This is a genomic window from Lelliottia nimipressuralis (assembly GCF_004402045.1).
Lineage (GTDB): Bacteria > Pseudomonadota > Gammaproteobacteria > Enterobacterales > Enterobacteriaceae > Enterobacter > Enterobacter chinensis.
On the sequence record NZ_SOMG01000030.1, the window covers coordinates 1,018,143 to 1,034,627 of the forward strand.

The 16,485-nt window shown below is 57.2% G+C and carries 17 protein-coding genes and 1 pseudogene; 6 read left to right on the forward strand and 12 right to left on the reverse strand.

Features of this window, described 5'->3' with window-relative positions:
- Window positions 1–8: 8 nt before the first annotated feature.
- The 4 genes from E3U32_RS22460 to nasR all read right to left on the reverse strand — a co-directional run bounded on the left by E3U32_RS22460 (window position 9) and on the right by nasR (window position 4,348).
- Complete coding sequence (locus E3U32_RS22460; RefSeq protein WP_047348225.1) at window positions 9–797, reverse strand: ABC transporter ATP-binding protein; 789 nt, start codon at window positions 795–797, stop codon at window positions 9–11.
- 9 nt (window positions 798–806) lie between these two features.
- A complete protein-coding gene (gene ntrB, locus E3U32_RS22465) occupies window positions 807–1,685 on the reverse strand; it encodes a nitrate ABC transporter permease (protein WP_134350577.1) in 879 nt (292 codons plus the stop codon).
- Between the two features lie 2 nt (window positions 1,686–1,687).
- Window positions 1,688–2,935 carry a CmpA/NrtA family ABC transporter substrate-binding protein gene (locus E3U32_RS22470; RefSeq protein ID WP_134350578.1) on the reverse strand — a complete coding sequence of 416 codons (1,248 nt, stop codon included), beginning with the start codon at window positions 2,933–2,935 and terminating at the stop codon, window positions 1,688–1,690.
- A gap of 228 nt (window positions 2,936–3,163) precedes the next feature.
- Window positions 3,164–4,348: a nitrate regulatory protein NasR gene (nasR, locus tag E3U32_RS22480; RefSeq protein WP_134350579.1), complete on the reverse strand. Its 1,185-nt coding sequence runs from the start codon at window positions 4,346–4,348 to the stop codon at window positions 3,164–3,166.
- 72 nt (window positions 4,349–4,420) lie between these two features.
- Here nasR and E3U32_RS22485 point away from each other — a divergent pair, with 72 nt between their 5' ends.
- From E3U32_RS22485 to E3U32_RS22495, 3 genes are all read left to right on the forward strand, one after another.
- Window positions 4,421–4,777: a DsrE/DsrF/TusD sulfur relay family protein gene (locus E3U32_RS22485; RefSeq protein ID WP_134350580.1), complete on the forward strand. Its 357-nt coding sequence runs from the start codon at window positions 4,421–4,423 to the stop codon at window positions 4,775–4,777.
- A 103-nt stretch (window positions 4,778–4,880) separates the two neighbouring features.
- Window positions 4,881–6,665 carry a methyl-accepting chemotaxis protein gene (locus tag E3U32_RS22490; RefSeq protein WP_134350581.1) on the forward strand — a complete coding sequence of 595 codons (1,785 nt, stop codon included), beginning with the start codon at window positions 4,881–4,883 and terminating at the stop codon, window positions 6,663–6,665.
- 211 nt (window positions 6,666–6,876) lie between these two features.
- Entirely contained in the window at window positions 6,877–7,116 is a 240-nt protein-coding gene (locus E3U32_RS22495) for a DUF1883 domain-containing protein (protein ID WP_010432930.1), read from the forward strand.
- A gap of 30 nt (window positions 7,117–7,146) precedes the next feature.
- On the opposite strand, the gene E3U32_RS22500 is transcribed toward E3U32_RS22495, so the two are convergent.
- Both E3U32_RS22500 and chaB read right to left on the reverse strand, forming a co-directional pair.
- Window positions 7,147–7,842 (reverse strand): gamma-glutamylcyclotransferase, encoded by a 696-nt coding sequence (locus tag E3U32_RS22500; protein ID WP_023344362.1) that lies wholly within the window; start codon window positions 7,840–7,842, stop codon window positions 7,147–7,149.
- Window positions 7,843–8,019: 177 nt separating this feature from the next.
- The gene (gene chaB / locus E3U32_RS22505) at window positions 8,020–8,250 is read right to left on the reverse strand and encodes a putative cation transport regulator ChaB (protein WP_008499518.1); all 231 of its coding nucleotides are present in this window, start codon (window positions 8,248–8,250) and stop codon (window positions 8,020–8,022) included.
- A 270-nt stretch (window positions 8,251–8,520) separates the two neighbouring features.
- On the opposite strand from chaB, the gene chaA reads away from it, so the two are divergent.
- On the forward strand, window positions 8,521–9,621 hold the full coding sequence (chaA, locus tag E3U32_RS22510) for a sodium-potassium/proton antiporter ChaA (protein ID WP_134350582.1): 1,101 nt from the start codon (window positions 8,521–8,523) through the stop codon (window positions 9,619–9,621).
- A 106-nt stretch (window positions 9,622–9,727) separates the two neighbouring features.
- Here chaA and kdsA read toward each other — a convergent pair whose 3' ends face one another.
- The 6 genes and pseudogenes from kdsA to hemA form a co-directional block, all read right to left on the reverse strand.
- Window positions 9,728–10,582 (reverse strand): 3-deoxy-8-phosphooctulonate synthase, encoded by an 855-nt coding sequence (kdsA, locus tag E3U32_RS22515; RefSeq protein ID WP_134350583.1) that lies wholly within the window; start codon window positions 10,580–10,582, stop codon window positions 9,728–9,730.
- A gap of 36 nt (window positions 10,583–10,618) precedes the next feature.
- Window positions 10,619–11,428: an invasion regulator SirB1 gene (sirB1, locus tag E3U32_RS22520; RefSeq protein WP_047348217.1), complete on the reverse strand. Its 810-nt coding sequence runs from the start codon at window positions 11,426–11,428 to the stop codon at window positions 10,619–10,621.
- Window positions 11,429–11,469: 41 nt separating this feature from the next.
- Window positions 11,470–11,562, reverse strand: a pseudogene (locus E3U32_RS23860) (siroheme synthase); the annotation flags it as partial.
- A complete protein-coding gene (gene prmC, locus E3U32_RS22530; protein WP_134350584.1) occupies window positions 11,562–12,392 on the reverse strand; it encodes a peptide chain release factor N(5)-glutamine methyltransferase in 831 nt (276 codons plus the stop codon). The gene prmC and the pseudogene E3U32_RS23860, both read right to left, overlap by 1 nt.
- The gene (prfA, locus tag E3U32_RS22535) at window positions 12,392–13,474 is read right to left on the reverse strand and encodes a peptide chain release factor 1 (protein WP_134350585.1); all 1,083 of its coding nucleotides are present in this window, start codon (window positions 13,472–13,474) and stop codon (window positions 12,392–12,394) included. The genes prmC and prfA overlap by 1 nt, the downstream gene beginning before the upstream one ends.
- A 41-nt stretch (window positions 13,475–13,515) precedes the next feature.
- Window positions 13,516–14,772 (reverse strand): glutamyl-tRNA reductase, encoded by a 1,257-nt coding sequence (gene hemA, locus E3U32_RS22540; RefSeq protein ID WP_023335999.1) that lies wholly within the window; start codon window positions 14,770–14,772, stop codon window positions 13,516–13,518.
- A 201-nt stretch (window positions 14,773–14,973) separates the two neighbouring features.
- On the opposite strand from hemA, the gene lolB reads away from it, so the two are divergent.
- Window positions 14,974–15,585 carry a lipoprotein insertase outer membrane protein LolB gene (lolB, locus tag E3U32_RS22545; protein ID WP_134350586.1) on the forward strand — a complete coding sequence of 204 codons (612 nt, stop codon included), beginning with the start codon at window positions 14,974–14,976 and terminating at the stop codon, window positions 15,583–15,585.
- Window positions 15,582–16,451: a 4-(cytidine 5'-diphospho)-2-C-methyl-D-erythritol kinase gene (gene ispE, locus E3U32_RS22550; RefSeq protein ID WP_134350587.1), complete on the forward strand. Its 870-nt coding sequence runs from the start codon at window positions 15,582–15,584 to the stop codon at window positions 16,449–16,451. Before lolB ends, ispE begins: the two co-directional genes overlap by 4 nt.
- Window positions 16,452–16,485: the final 34 nt, after the last annotated feature.

The following is a 16,485-nucleotide window of genomic DNA, read 5'->3' on the forward strand; positions in this document are numbered from 1 at the left end:
CTGCCCCGCTACGCCGCTTTGGGCTGTTTTTCATAGAGGAAATGCAGGATCTGCTGGCGCAGATGGTGATAGCGGCTGTCGTCCGCCAGCTGCACCCGGTTACGCGGGCGCGGCAGGTCAACGTTCAGGATCTCCCCAACGGTCGCCGCCGGGCCGTTGGTCATCATCAGCACGCGATCGGAGAGCAGTACCGCCTCGTCCACGTCGTGGGTGATAAGCACAATGGTGGTGTTGAGCGCCTGCTGGATCTGCATCACCGAGTCCTGCAGATGGGCGCGCGTCAGCGCATCCAGCGCGCCGAACGGCTCATCCATCAGCAGCACTTTCGGCTTCATCGCCAGCGCGCGGGCAATCCCGACGCGCTGTTTCATGCCGCCGGAGATCTCTCCCGGGCGCTTATGCATGGCGTGCCCCATCTGCACGCGATCGAGATTGTGTTCAATCCACTCCCGGCGCTCCGCCTTGCTCATGGTGTGACGAAACACGTGATTCACCGCCAGAGCAACGTTGTCGAAGCAGGTGAGCCACGGCAGCAGCGAATGATTCTGAAAGACCACGGCACGCTCCGGCCCTGGCCCGGCAATTTCCCGGTTGTCGCAAATCAGCCCGCCTTCCGTCGGCAGAGTAATGCCGGCGATAAGGTTCAGCAGCGTCGATTTGCCGCAGCCGGAGTGGCCAATCAGGCTCACGGTTTCGCCTTCGTGAATATCAAAAGAGACGTTCTGCAGCGCCAGAAACTCACCGCTGGCGGTGGAAAAACGCTGGCTCACGGCCTGGACCTGAATTATTGGTTTCATCTTCGCTCCTTATTTTTCCTGCCAGCTAAAGCGGCGGGCGATCAGCATCAGCCCCTGCTCCAGCAGTAATCCGACCACGCCAATGATGACGATGGCGATGAGAATGTTTTCGACGTTGAGGTTGTTCCACTCATTCCAGATCCAGAAGCCAATCCCTAAACCTCCGGTCAGCATCTCGGCGGCGACAATCACCAGCCAGGCAATGCCGATGGACAGACGCACCCCGGTCAGCACCGCCGGCAGCACGGCCGGAAAGAGAATGCGGCGCATGATGGTCCACTCAGAGAGCTGCAGCACGCGCGCGACGTTAAGGTAGTCCTGCGGAATGCGGCGTACCCCTTCGGCGGTGTTGATCACCATCGGCCAGATTGAGCAGATAAAAATGGTCCAGCTGGAGGCCGGTTCCGCTTTCTGGAATAGCAGAAGGCCGATAGGCAGCCAGGCCAGCGGGCTGACCGGACGCAACAGCGCGATGAGCGGGCTGAACATGCGCGAGAAAAAGGTGAAGCGACCGATCAGGAAGCCAAGCGGGATCCCGGCGAGTGCGGCCAGACCAAAACCCACCGCCACGCGCTGCAGTGAGGCGAGCACGTTCCAGCCGATCCCCATGTCGTTGGGTCCGTCACGGTAAAACGGATCGGCAAACAACGTTAATGCCGAATCCAGGGTGCTGAGCGGCGTCGGGAATCCTTTACTGTTGATCGCTGCCAGCTGCCAGAGCACGACCAGCAGCCCCAGCCCCAGAAACGCTGGAATGATGCGCTGAAGGATCCCGTTAATCCGGCGCGCGAACGTCGGCGTACGGCGGCGAATCTCTACCGGAGGCAGAATAATCACCTCCCCACTCTCCGGCGTCTCGTGTGATTTCGTCTTTTGCAGATGCTGCATAATCAGGCCCCTTTACGATGAATGGCGAAACGGTTGGCGTATCCTTCCGGGTCGGTACCGTTCCAGACGGTGCCGTCCATCAATGTGCTGCTGCGCAGCGGTGACGCCGGTGCGGTAATGCCCCCCACCGCCGTGGCGGCATCCTGCCAGACCGCCGTCTGGTTAATGCGCTGTGCAATGCCCGCGTAGTCCGGCGCTGATTTAAGCAAGCCCCAGCGGCGGAACTGGGTTAAGAACCACATGCCGTCGGAAAGATACGGATAGCTGACGGCCCCTTCGTTAAAGAAGCGGATCGGGTGGGCGTCCTGCCAGCGCGTGCCCAGACCGTTGTCGTACTCGCCCAGCATCCGCCCGGTGAGGTACTGCTCTTTGGTATTCAGCCACGCACGGCGGGAGAGGATCTGCGCGGTCTCGCGTTTGTTTTCCGGGGAAGCATCAATCCAGCGCGCCGCCTCCAGCACCGCGCTGACCAGCGCCCGTGCGGTGTGAGGGTTTTTCTCTACCCACTCACGACGCGTACCGAGGATTTTTTCCGGATGATCGGCCCAGATGGATTGCGAGGTTGCGGCGGTAAAACCGATGCGGTCGTTGATGGCGCGCGCGTTCCACGGCTCGCCGACGCAAAAGCCGACCATGTTGCCAATGCGCATGTTCATCACCATCTGCGGCGGCGGTACCACCACGGTGCGAACATCGTCGAACGGGTTAATGCCCGCGCTGGCCAGCCAGTAGTAAAGCCACATGGCGTGTGTGCCCGTCGGGAAGGTGTGCGCGAAGGTGTACGTGCCGGGCACCTGCTGCCCAATTAGCTTTTTCAGCCCATCGAGGTCGCGAACCCCCTTCTCCGCCAGGTCGCCTGAGAGGGTAATCGCCTGGCCGTTCTGGTTAAGGGTCATCAGGTTCGCCATCTGCTGCGGCTTACCGGCGATACCCAGCTCCAGCCCGTACAGCAGACCGTAGAGAATGTGTGCGGCATCCAGCTCGCCCGCCACCAGCTTATCGCGCACCGCCGCCCAGCTCGCCTCTTTAGTGGGCACGATGGTGATGCCGTATTTTTTATCAAACCCCTTCAGCGCCGCGATAACCACGGGCGCGCAGTCGGTTAGCGGGATAAACCCGATGCGCACCGTTTCCTGCTCCGGCTTATCCGAGCCTGCCGCCCATGCGGCCTGCATGACACCCGGTAACAGCATTGCGCCACTCGCCAGCATGCTGGCCTGCAAAAACCGTCGTCTCGACAAATCCGCCATGACCACTCCTGAAAAAAAGACAAAAAAAAGCGCCCGACAGTGCAGAAGCACTGCTGGACGCCTTTATCCCGAAGACTAATGCACCGCCGTTGGCGCACCGTCAAAAATGGTTAATCTGATAATGCAAAGCGAATGCCAGGTTTTAACACGCTGTTTTCGCGGTGCTAACAACAATGCTTTCGCCTTCACGCACCTCAATCAGGCACAACATGCCCGCTGATTGTGCAACTACTCCTTTGGGGTTACCTGCCAAAGATTCTTTACCATGAGCAGCGCGCGGGCGATATCTACCATTCTCTGGTTCTTGTCCATCGCCATTTTGCGCAGTGCCGTCCAGGCCTGCTCCTCACTCATATTCTGGTGGGTCATCAGCACGCTTTTCGCTTTATCAATGATTTTGCGCTCTTCAAGCGTATCGCGCAGCGACGCGAGCTGGCGCGAGAGCTGCTCTATCTCGCGCGCCTGCTGGCGCACCAGGGTGAGCAACGGTTTTTCCGGGTAGTGAACAGGCGGCTCGTCATGCTCATCGGCGGGAGGCGCGTACTCGTCGTCACGGTAAATGCGATCGTCCACCGCGACTATCAGATCGGCAATGATCGTCTCCTCCAGCGCGCGCAGATGTTCAAGGCGCGCGGTTTGCAGGGCAAACCAGCTCAGCGCAGTATGGCCATCGTCTGCGGCAGGCTGGCGGGTACAGGCCACGCGTCGCAGCTGCTCCGTTTCACGGTCGGGCTGGCAGTTCAGGGAAAAGGCGGTCTGAGCGTCAGCGGAGCTGTGCGAGAGAAAGATCTCAAAGCAGGCCTGCTGGCCGTCGATGCGGTCAACCAGCCTCTGGCGGGTCACATCATCGAAAAAGCCCTGCGTGAAGCCAATTGCCCCCAGCGCCCGCTCCTGTCCCGCCAGCTCTTTGCCCTGCATCAGGCTATAAAGAGCGACAAAACGCCCGGCGATTTGCGGATCGTCAATGCTGTCATTGAGCTGCGGCACGATACTGAGCAGATGACGAAGCATGCGGGAGTAGTGCTCCATCGCCTGCGGTGCGGTTACCGTTTGCTGAATGACACCATCACGCAGCGCGGGGAGCATTTCCAGGCTTAGCAACGCCCCGCCGATGCGTTCACAAACGGTACTTCCCGGGATCGGAGACTGTGCTTCAAGAATGCCGTAAAGTGCAGCGAGGTTTTCATCCACCAGCGCCCGGCTGGCTTTGCATTCCGGGGCGTAAAGCTTACCCTGTGAGCAGAGCCAGACGTTGGACGCCCCGCGCTCGCACTGTAACATGTGCACCAGCTGACTAATGCCATGCACAAGCACGCCCAGCTGTGCCAGCTTGCTGAGCTGCTCCCGACGCATCATCTTTGCGCGCTGGAGCCATTCGGCAGCACCTGGCGAAATGCCAGCCATTAATGTCATGCTTACTCTCCAGAACAGCGAAACTCGGGATAGTTAAGCAATATTCGTGCCTTTATAAGAACAGGAGTCAACATGCAAAAGATTGTGATCGTCGCCAGCGGTGCGGCCTACGGTAGCGAATCCCTTTTTAACAGCCTGCGTCTGGCCATTGCGCTGCGTGAAAAAGAGAGCGACCTGGCGTTACGCCTCTTTTTAATGTCGGACGCGGTCACCGCCGGGCTGAAGGGGCAGAAACCCGCAGAGGGCTATAACATTCAGCAGATGCTGGAGATCCTGACCGCGCAAAACGTGCCGGTTAAGCTGTGCAAGACCTGCACCGACGGACGCGGCATTACTGGTCTGCCGCTGATTGAGGGTGTAGAAATTGGTACGCTGGTTGAGCTGGCCGAGTGGACGCTGACCGCCGATAAAGTATTAGCTTTTTCATAATAAACCCGTAAAAATATTATTTTCTTATGGACGCGGTTTCAGCATCAAGTTTACCTGCACGGTTGCCGATAGGCATGGAAACAACACAGCAGGTATTTCACTTATGTTCAGATCCATTCGTGCACGCATCATCGTCGCGACGGCAGGCTGTCTGGTCGTCGCCCTTCTCCTGAATACCGTTATCAACTTCCAGGTCACACGCCAGGATAACCAGCAGTCCCAGCGCGATATCCTGACCAGCACCAGCGCCAGCCATAACATGGCGATTGCCGACTGGGTAAAAAGCAAGATGACCGTCATCGCCTCCGCGCAGACCGTTGCGCTGAGTGACGATCCGGTTCCGGTGTTTAAACAGCTTGCCCAGGCGGGTGGATTCACCAACGTCTATGTTGGCTACGCCAGCAAAACGGCAAAATTCTCCGAGCCTGCGGGTGTCCCGGCGGATTATGACCCGACCATTCGCCCCTGGTATCAGCAGGTGGTCAGCACGGATGGCCCGGTTGTCACTGCGCCCTACGTTGACGCCGGAACCGGTAAGCTGGTGGTGACCTTCGCCGTGCCGGTGAAAGAAAATGGCACCCTGAAAGGGGTTGTGGCGGGCGATGTGGCCATGGACAGCGTGGTGGCAAACGTGCGCGGGATCCATCCTACCCCGGCCAGCAGCGGGTTGCTTCTGAACAGCGATGGCAGCGTTATTGCGGCTAACGATCCGGCTTTAACGCTTAAACCGTTTGCTGAAACCATCAAAGGTATCGATTTTGCTGCGCTGAAAAGCGGTAATCCGGTTAACGGAACGCTGAACGACGTAGAGAAAACCTTCGTGGCGACAGCCGTGCCGGGCACGAACTGGCTGCTGGTCGTCGCCCTCGACAGCGGTGACGCCTCCTCCGGTATGCGTTCCCTGCTTAAAGCGTCGGGGATTTCGCTGGTGATCCTGGCGCTGCTGAGCGCGGCCATCGTCCATTTCCTGATTGCCCGCCTGCTGAAGCGTCTGTCTGACATTCGCGACGCGATGCACAACATTGCCAACGGGACCAACGATCTGTCACAGCGTCTGCCGGACAACGGCGAGGACGAAGTCGCGCAGATTGCTCAGGCCTTTAACGCCTTCAGCGATAAGCTCTCGGTGGTGATGGTACAGCTTCGCGATGCCAGTGAATCGGTGAAAAATGCCGCGCAGGAGATTGCCGCAGGTAACCAGGATCTCTCAGGGCGTACCGAGCAGGCGGCGTCCAGCCTGCGCGAAACGGCAAGCGCCGTGGAGCAGATCACCGCCTCCGTGACGCAGTCGAATGAATCGGCAGCCGAAGCGAACGACCAGGCGAGCAAGGCCTCCGCGGCCGCTGCACGCGGTGGCGAGGTGGTATCGCAGGCGATCAGCACCATGCAGTCCATTGAAGTCGCGTCGGCAAAAATTGGCGATATCACCAGCGTGATTGACGGTATTGCTTTCCAGACCAACATTCTGGCGCTGAACGCCTCAGTAGAGGCGGCCCGAGCCGGTGAGCAGGGTCGCGGGTTTGCCGTGGTGGCAGGCGAAGTGCGTAACCTGGCGAGCCGTAGCGCCCAGGCGGCGAAAGAGATCAAATCGCTGATTGATTCCACCACCGACAGCGTGGCAACCGGGTCCCGCTACGTGCATCTGGCAGGGGAAAGCATGGATGAGATCCGCTCCAGCATCGGCAGCGTCTCCGGCATCATGCGCGAAATCTCCATCGCCACCAGCGAGCAGATGAAAGGCATTCACGAGATCAACCACGCGGTGACCCATCTTGACCGCATGGTGCAGCAGAACGCCGAGCTGGTGGTGGAATCCGCCGCCGCCGCGGGCGCCCTGCAGAGCCAGGCGGGCGACCTTGCTGAAACCGCCGGCCATTTCCGCATTTAATGTTCTACCGGCGCGCGTTTAGCGGGGAAAACGCGCGCCAGCGGAAATTTTGAGGAATTTTGTCATTTTTGTTTAATCGTTATGCCATTTTTTGATCAAAATCAGCATCCCATCCCTCCCCCTTTGGTGTTATGCCATGAGTGAATTGTGAACAACATCACGCTCGGATATGGCAGCAGGGAGAGCGTTGTTTAAGACTACGGGGTAAAAAATGGCACTGGTAAAAACAAGTTTGAAACTGTTTGGCGGGGATACGGTAGTGGTGCGTTGCTCAGAACGCTGTCGTATTCATCTGATGAGTTCGAAAGCGCAAAAACAGTCCCAGGCGGATATTCTGACCGTACAGGACGATAAAGCCTGGCTTACCGTGCCGTATACCGGCACGTGGGATGTGCTGATCGACAGCCACAGTCAGTCGCTGGAGCATTCAGTCAGCTACGTGGCAGCATAAAGTCAAACGCCCGGCTCGCCGGGCGTATTATCAGGCAAAACCCGGTCGCAGCGTACCGTTGAGCGGGTTCCCTTCCAGCAGCGCCTTCACTTTCACCACCAGCTCATTCAGACAATCGTCCTTCATGCCGAGGCGGGTCAGCTCCTGATCGAGGGAGAAGAGATACTGCGCGTTGGTGCCGAGCGGCCCGCTGGCGGCGGCAATTAACGGGGCAATCACCTGCGTGCGGGTGTCCGCTTCATACAGCGGATGGCGCGGGTCCATAATAAAGACCAGCGCATTGACGGTGCGGCCGTCGTCCAGTTCCAGCTTGCACCAGCTCGGCATATAGCAGCCGGTGATCATTTCACGCTTCCAGAGCAGCGTGAGCTCCTCTTCCAGCGTGGCGTCCGGTAGGCGATACGCCACGCCCGTGGTGCGTCCGCCCTCTTTCAGTGCAAGCATCCGTCCCGGCTGGCACGCGCTGCCGCGCCCGGCCGTCAGGCGCAGGCAAAATGCCCGATGCCAGCCAGGCAGCGTTCCCGTTGCCGATTCAACAAATTCCAGAGCCGGGTTCCACATCAGTGAACCGTAGCCAAAAATCCATACCGGGCCGTCGTCCGGGCGGCAGGCAAGCGTGGCAGCGAGTGACGCCGCACGTTGTTCAGCCGACCAGAGAAGCGATTCCTCAATAGCACCAAATGCCGTTTTACAATCTGCCTTCATTAAGAAATCACGCGTTAACACTTTCCACCTCCGCCACTGCGTGCTTCCTTGCGACATCTGTAATTCGCCTTCCCGGCATTATGTGCTGGTCATTTTGCCAGCAGTTAAATAACGATAAGCAATTAGCGGACCAGTTGCAATACAACGAAAGTTCAACCGCCTGAAAAGTCAAAATGAAGGCAGCGAATAATTTCACGGCTATTTCTTTTTATGCCATTTATCATCGTCCCCTTTCTCATATTCATGTTTTACTGCGGCCCAGGCGACTTTGTGCGCCGTCTCTTCACGGCTGGCATCATCCCGGCGATCGTCCTTATCTTTGTACTGATCCCAGGCGCTGTTAAACGCCTCTTTGTAGATATCCTGCGCGTGAGCGGGCAGCACGTTTTGTACGTTATCAGGTAATTCGCGTTTCGTTTTATAGGGCATCACTAACCTCTCTTTTGGTTAAAGAGATAAGTGTGGACGACGATACGTCAGGGTGCCACCCGGCATTAATTTATGAATGTATATGAATTATAATTCACTGTTATTTAAGGTGTATTAAATGAAAATATCTCATTATAAGACTCAAACAGAGAAATGATGACAAAGGGTAAAATTAAGTAAAATATAAAGGGTATTTAACAGAGATCTGTTAGTTTAACGACCTCTAAAATCTATCTATAATTACAAGCACCTGCATTGATGGAGAAGCACATGACAGCAACACACGAGGCGGTAAAGACCCGCCACAAGGAGTCGTCACTCATTTTCCCGGTTCTGGCACTGGCTGTGCTGCTCTTCTGGGGAAGCAGTCAGTCACTGCCAGTGGTGGTTGGTATCAATATTCTGGCTCTGGTCGGCATTTTAACCAGCGCATTTAGCGTCGTTCGCCATGCGGACGTGTTAGCCCACCGTCTGGGCGAGCCGTACGGATCGTTAATTCTCAGCCTTTCCGTTGTTATTCTCGAAGTCAGCCTGATTTCCGCGCTTATGGCGACCGGTGATGCCGCGCCGACGCTGATGCGCGACACGCTCTACTCGATCATTATGATTGTAACGGGCGGCCTGGTGGGCTTCTCTTTGTTACTGGGCGGACGCAAATTCGCGACCCAGTATATGAACCTGTTTGGCATTAAACAGTATCTGATTGCACTCTTCCCGCTGGCGATTATCGTGCTGGTCTTCCCGATGGCCCTGCCGGGTGCGAACTTCTCCACTGGGCAGGCGCTGCTGGTCGCACTGATTTCCGCCGCCATGTACGGCGTGTTCCTGTTGATACAGACTAAAACGCACCAGAGCCTGTTTGTGTATGAGCATGAAGACGATGGCGACGACGATGACCCACACCACGGTAAACCGTCGGCCCACAGCAGCACGTGGCATACGGTTTGGCTGATCGTGCATCTGATTGCGGTGATTGCCGTCACCAAGATGAACGCTAACCCGCTGGAGACACTGTTAACCGAGCTGAACGCGCCTGTGGCGTTTACCGGCTTCCTGGTAGCGCTGCTGATTCTCTCGCCTGAAGGGCTCGGCGCGCTGAAAGCGGTGTTGAATAATCAGGTGCAGCGTGCAATGAACCTGTTTTTCGGCTCTGTACTGGCGACGATTTCACTCACCGTACCGGTGGTGACGCTGATTGCCTTTATGACCGGCAACGAACTGCAGTTTGCGCTGGGCGCGCCGGAAATGATCGTGATGGTGGCATCATTGCTGCTGTGCCAGATTTCATTCTCCACGGGACGCACCAACGTGCTGAACGGCGCGGCGCATATGGCCTTGTTTATTGCGTATCTGATGACGATATTTGCGTAGCCTTTTTGCCGGGTGGCGCTGCGCTTACCCGGTCTACAAAACCCGTAGGCCCGCGCAAGCGTAGCGCCGCCGGGCAAATAAAAAACCCGCCGAAGCGGGTTTTTTATTATTTGCTGGTATCCAGCTCGTCAAAGTTCTTCACCAGATCGTCAATCGCTTTGATCTGTTTCAGGAACGGCTCCAGCTTGTCCAGCGGCAGCGCGGATGGACCGTCGCATTTCGCGTTGTCCGGATCCGGGTGCGCTTCAATGAACAGGCCTGCCAGGCCGGTCGCCATACCGGCGCGCGCCAGTTCAGTCACCTGTGCACGACGGCCGCCAGACGCAGCGCCAAACGGGTCGCGGCACTGCAGCGCGTGGGTCACGTCGAAAATAACCGGAGACTGGTTAGAGACGTTCTTCATCACGCTGAAGCCGAGCATATCCACAACCAGGTTGTCGTAACCGAAGTTAGCACCACGGTCGCACAGAATAATTTTGTCGTTGCCGCCTTCGATAAATTTATCGACGATATTACCCATCTGGCCTGGGCTCACGAACTGCGGTTTTTTCACGTTGATCACCGCGCCCGTTTTCGCCATCGCTTCAACCAGGTCAGTCTGGCGAGCCAGGAACGCCGGGAGCTGAATCACGTCAACCACGTCAGCCACAGGCTGCGCCTGAGAGGCTTCATGCACGTCGGTGATCACTTTCACGCCAAACGTCTGTTTCAGTTCCTGGAAGATTTTCATCCCCTCTTCCAGGCCCGGGCCACGGTAAGAGTGAATGGAGGAGCGGTTGGCTTTGTCAAAAGAGGCTTTAAACACGTACGGAATGCCCAGCTTCTGGGTCACGGTCACGTAGTGTTCGCAGATACGCATGGCGAGATCGCGGGATTCCAGCACGTTCATACCGCCAAACAGCACGAACGGCAGGTCGTTTGCTACCTTGATATCACCAATGCTAACCACTTTTTGTTTCATAGGATCGCCTTATTCAGGTGTGAATCGGAATTAAGATTAATGCAGTGTAATTTGTTTGTGCGAGATCGCGTTGATCTGCGCGCGGATCATTTCGCTGATCGGATCTTCCGGACACTGCTCGACGAAATAGTTCAGGTCGTTCAGCGCCACGTGCTCGCAGTCAAGCTGGGCATAAATCAGCCCACGGTCGCGAATTTCGTACGGATCTTCCGGATTAAACTGCAGCAGCACTTCGCTGGCACGTAAGGCCAGCTCCATCTGACGCTCTTCCATCAGGGCGGATTTCAGCGTATCCAGCAGCTTGCGGATGACTTCTGCGTTGTCGGCTTCGTCGAGATCTTCATTAAAGAGCTCGGCCACCGGGCTGATATTGCCTTTCAACCAGACATCCAGCGTATGCTCATCCAGCGTGTCGCCGTTAAACGGATTAATGAGCCACATCTCACCGTCCAGCCACTCTGCACGCAGGATCATCTGCGTCGGGAAAATGACCGGCACCAGTGGAATATCCAGACGGTGCGCGACCCACAGCAAAATAGAGCCCAGCGCAACCGCGCTACCCTGACGATTTTTTAAGACCTGGTCCAGCCATAATGCGTCAGACAGGCGGTACACGCCACGCGTGTCGCAGAAACCCCATTCGCCGTAGAAAAGCTCAAGCAGCTTCTCCAGCTGCCAGTCCTGCGGACGCGCCTGATTGATCTCTTCGCGCGCCAGGCTAACCAGGCTTTCCAGCTCATCGTAGACATACTGCGACGTAAAATCGTCGCGGATCATCTCCGAAATCAGGATCATGCCATCGCAAAGCGGCACTTTATTAAATTCGAAATCGGCTAAGGACCTCATGACTTACCCCAGTAACGCCTGAGCGTACAATGACGCTCAGGCGCGATAAAACTCAAAACGATGTAGATGATAACGCCAAACTGCGTTTCAGTCAGCCTTACGCCTTTATCAGTAAATGGCAGATATCCGGATCTCAAGACCACTGCCCCAGCGTCAGGCGTTCGTTGCCGCCGTAGTCGCGGCAGGTTTCGACAGCGGCATAACCTGCTTGCGTAAACAGTGCCCGCACGGCTTCTCCTTGCGTCCAGCCATGCTCCACGAGCAGCCAGCCGCCGGAAAGTAAATGTTCCCGTGACGTTGTCACAATGTGATCAAGATCGGCTAATCCCGCGTTGGCGGCCACGAGCGCCGTGAGCGGTTCGAAGCGAACATCACCCTGCGCAAGGTGCGGGTCGTGTTCGTCGATGTAAGGAGGATTGCTGACAATCATCGCAAATGAACGATTCTCCAGCGCGGCAAACCAGCTGCTTTGCAGCACCGTCACGTTGCTGAGCCCGAGACGTTCCACGTTACGCTGCGCCAGCGCCACCGCATCGGACATCACATCCACCGCCGTCACCGCGCAGTCGGGCCGCTCGGTGGCGAGCGCCAACGCGATAGCACCTGTTCCCGTCCCGAGATCGAGAATGCTGCAGGCCGCCGCCGGCAAACGCGCCAGCGCCTGCTCAACCAGACACTCGGTGTCGGGACGCGGGATCAGGGTTGCTGCAGAGACGAACAAGGGTAACGACCAGAACTCGCGCTCGCCGACCAGATGCGCCACCGGCTCACCGGTTTTACGGCGGGCGAGCAGCGCTGCGAGTTGCACTTCCTGCTCAGCGGTCAGTTCGGTTTCGCCGAAGGCCAGCAGATACGTGCGGGCTTTGCCCGTCACGTGCTGCAGCAAAATTTCGGCATCGCGCTTAGGGCTTTCACTTTCTGAAAGCTCATCGGTGGCCTGGCGTAACCAGCGCTGGAAATCCATTATTCCTGCTCGGACAGTGCCGCCAGCTGGTCAGCCTGGTATTCCTGCACGATAGGCTCAATCAGCATATCCAGCTTCCCTTCCATCACCTCGTCCAGACGGTACAGCGTCAGGTTGATGCGGTGGTCGGTCACGCGGCCCTGCGGGAAGTTGTAGGTGCGGTTACGGTCGCTGCGATCGCCGCTCCCCAGCAGGTTACGACGCGTAGATGCTTCCGCCTGCTGGCGTTTCGCCATTTCTGCCGCGTGAATACGTGCACCTAGCACGGAAAGCGCTTTGGCTTTGTTTTTGTGCTGCGAACGCTCGTCCTGACATTCGACGACGATGCCGGTTGGCAGGTGGGTAATACGGATGGCGGAGTCGGTGGTGTTAACGTGCTGACCACCCGCGCCAGAGGAGCGGAAAGTATCAATACGCAGGTCCGCCGGGTTGATGTCCGGCAGTTCCGCTTCCGGCAGCTCCGGCATCACCGCCACCGTACAGGCTGACGTATGAATGCGTCCCTGAGATTCGGTGGCCGGCACGCGCTGCACGCGATGGCCGCCGGATTCAAACTTAAGGCGACCGTACACACCGTCGCCGCTGATCTTAGCGATAACCTCTTTGTAGCCACCATGTTCGCCTTCGTTGGCGCTCATGATCTCCACGCGCCAGCGACGCGATTCGGCGTAGCGGCTGTACATGCGGAACAGATCCCCGGCAAACAGGGCCGCTTCGTCACCGCCGGTACCGGCGCGAACTTCCACAAACGCGTTACGCTCATCGTCCGGATCTTTCGGCAGCAGAAGTACCTGAAGCTGCTGCTCCATCTCTTCAGAACGCGCTTTCGCATCCTGTAACTCTTCCTGCGCCATCTCGCGCATTTCAGGATCGTCGAGCATCATCTGCGCGGTTTCGATATCTTCCTGAACCTGTCGCCAGTCGGTAAAGCATTTAGAAACATCACTTAACTGCGCGTATTCACGTGAGAGTGCGCGAAAACGTTCCTGGTCCGCAATGGTCCCGGCATCCCCGAGCAGCGCCTGTACTTCTTCATGGCGCTCTTGCAGAGCTTCCAGTTTAGCGACGATAGAAGGCTTCATAGGCGTAAGTGCACCTTGTCTTAGAAAATGGGTATAGGGCGCTATTCCAGCCCGAGGCTGTTGCGCAGAATAGTCAGGCGTTCATCATCCCCGTCACGGGCAGCCTGCTGAAGAGATTTGGTTGGTGCATGGATCAGGCGGTTGGTCAGTTTCCACGCCAGATCCTGCATAATCGCATTTGCGTCGCCACCCTGTTCAAGGGCCGCTAACGCTTTAGCAGTCAGGTCATCACGCACCTGCTCCGCCTGCCCGCGGTACTCGCGGATGGTCTCGCTGACGCTTTGCGCGCGCAGCCAGGCCATAAACTCACTGGTTTCCTGCTCGACAATGGTTTCCGCCTGAACCGCCGCCGCTTTACGCTGAGCGAGGTTGTGCGAAATGATGCTTTGCAGGTCATCCACGCTGTAAAGGTAGGCGTTAGGCAGCTTGCCTACTTCTGGCTCCACATCGCGCGGAACGGCGATATCCACCAGCAGCATCGGCTGATTACGGCGGGACTTCAGCGCACGCTCAACCATCCCTTTACCGATGATCGGCAGCGGGCTGGCGGTAGAGCTGATAATAATGTCCGCCTCTTTCAGGCGTTCATCGATGTCGCTCAGGGCAACCACCTCTGCACCCACTTCATCCGCCAGCACCTGCGCGCGTTCGCGGGTGCGGTTAGCGATAATCATCTTTTTCACTTTATGCTCGCGCAGATGGCGCGCCACAAGTTCGATGGTTTCGCCCGCACCCACCAGCATCACGGTGACGGTTGAGAGGGATTCAAAGATTTGGCGTGCAAGGGTGCAGGCCGCGAAAGCAACAGAAACCGCACTGGCACCAATGTCGGTTTCGGTTCGCACACGCTTCGCCACGGAGAAAGACTTCTGGAACATGCGCTCCAGCTCGCTGGCCTTCAGGTGCCCTTTTTGCGAATCCGCAAACGCTTTTTTCACCTGACCCAGAATTTGTGGCTCGCCCAGTACCAGCGAATCCAGCCCGCTGGCGACGCGCATCAGATGGCTGACGGCATCGTTGTCCTGATGCCAGTACAGGCTGTTGCGCAGCTCGTCTTCATTGAGATTGTGGTAGTCGCATAACCAGCGGATCAGCGCTTCATGCAGGTTATCCTGCTCTTCCACGCTTAAATACAGCTCGGTACGGTTGCACGTCGAGAGCACCACGCCACCCTGCACCATCGGCTGTGCAAGCAGGCTGTCCAGCGCCAGGTCAAGCGTATCCGGCGAAAACGTAACGCGTTCTCGCAGCGAAACCGGGGCCGTTTTGTGGTTGATGCCGAGTGCTAATAGGGTCATGTTGAGCGGGAGTAGTACCAGCGTTAATAAGGTTAGCAGAACGCATCATACAGGATGCGCGAGATCAATAAAAGAGACTGCCCCCTTTCGGAGTAATAGCTTACGCCACGCTTTGAGATAATTTGAACGTAGACGGTAGCCCCCTTCGACGCTAGCATTAACAGTTATAACTGCAACGTATCTCAAGGATTTGTCCTCATTATGACCCGACTGATTCGCCTGCTGCCGCTGGCGGCACTGGTTCTGACCGCATGTACCGTCACCCAACCAAAAGGCCCGGGCAAAAGCCCTGATTCACCGCAGTGGCGTCAGCACCAGCAGGACGTCCGTAATTTGAGCCAGTACCAGACCCGTGGCGCCTTCGCCTATCTCTCTGACGAACAAAAGGTTTATGCGCGCTTCTTCTGGCAGCAGACGGGCCAGGACAACTATCGCCTGCTGCTGCTGAACCCACTGGGCAGCACCGAACTGGAGCTTATCGCGAAACCGGGCGAAGCGCAGATCACCGATAACAAAGGCCAGCACTACACCGCAACCGACGCCGAAGAGATGATTGGCAAGCTGACCGGGATGCCTATCCCGCTCAACAGCCTGCGCCAGTGGATCCTTGGCCTGCCGGGTGAAGCAACTGACTACACGCTTGACGAGCAATACCATTTGAGCCAGATGAGCTACACCCAGAACGGCAAAACCTGGAAAGTGGTGTACAACGACTATGACAGTAAGAGTAAACCGTCGCTGCCATCAAATATGGAACTGACCCAGGGCAGCCAGCGCATCAAGCTGAAAATGGACAACTGGATCGTTAAATGATGACCCACTGGCCCTCTCCGGCAAAACTGAACCTGTTTTTATATATTACTGGCCAGCGTGCTGACGGCTACCACACCCTGCAGACGCTGTTTCAGTTTATTGACTATGGCGACACGATCTCCATCGAACTGCGCCAGGATGGGCAGATTTGCCTCCTGACGCCGGTCGAAGGCGTAGCGCATGAAGACAACCTGATCGTGCGCGCTGCGCGCCTGCTGATGAAAGCCGCGGCCGACGCCGGACGATTGCCGGCAGGGAGCGGTGCTGACATCCGCATTGAGAAACGTTTGCCAATGGGCGGCGGGCTGGGCGGTGGCTCTTCTAACGCCGCCACGGTGCTGGTTGCCCTGAACCACCTCTGGGGTTGCGGACTGTCGCAGGACGAGCTGGCAGCCTTAGGCTTGACGCTGGGCGCGGATGTCCCGGTATTTGTTCGCGGTCATGCGGCCTTTGCCGAGGGCGTGGGTGAGATCCTCTCCCCGGTTGAACCGCCGGAAAAATGGTATCTGGTGGCCCACCCTGGCGTGAGCATTCCGACCCCGGTCATCTTTAAAGATCCAGACCTCAAAAGAAATACCCCGGTTCGGTCAATAGAAACGTTATTAAATTGTGAATTCAGCAACGATTGCGAGGATATCGCAAGAAAACGTTTTCGCGAGGTTGATGCGGTGCTTTCCTGGCTGTTAGAATACGCGCCGTCGCGCCTGACTGGTACAGGGGCCTGTGTCTTTGCTGAATTTGACACCGAATCCGCCGCTCGTCAGGTGCTTGAGCAAGCGCCGGTTTGGCTGCATGGTTTTGTAGCGCGTGGGATGAACACCTCCCCCCTGCAGCACGCCATTCTGGCGCAGACTGAGTTTCGGTGACAACGTCACCCTGTTCCAGACGTTGCATCGCGCT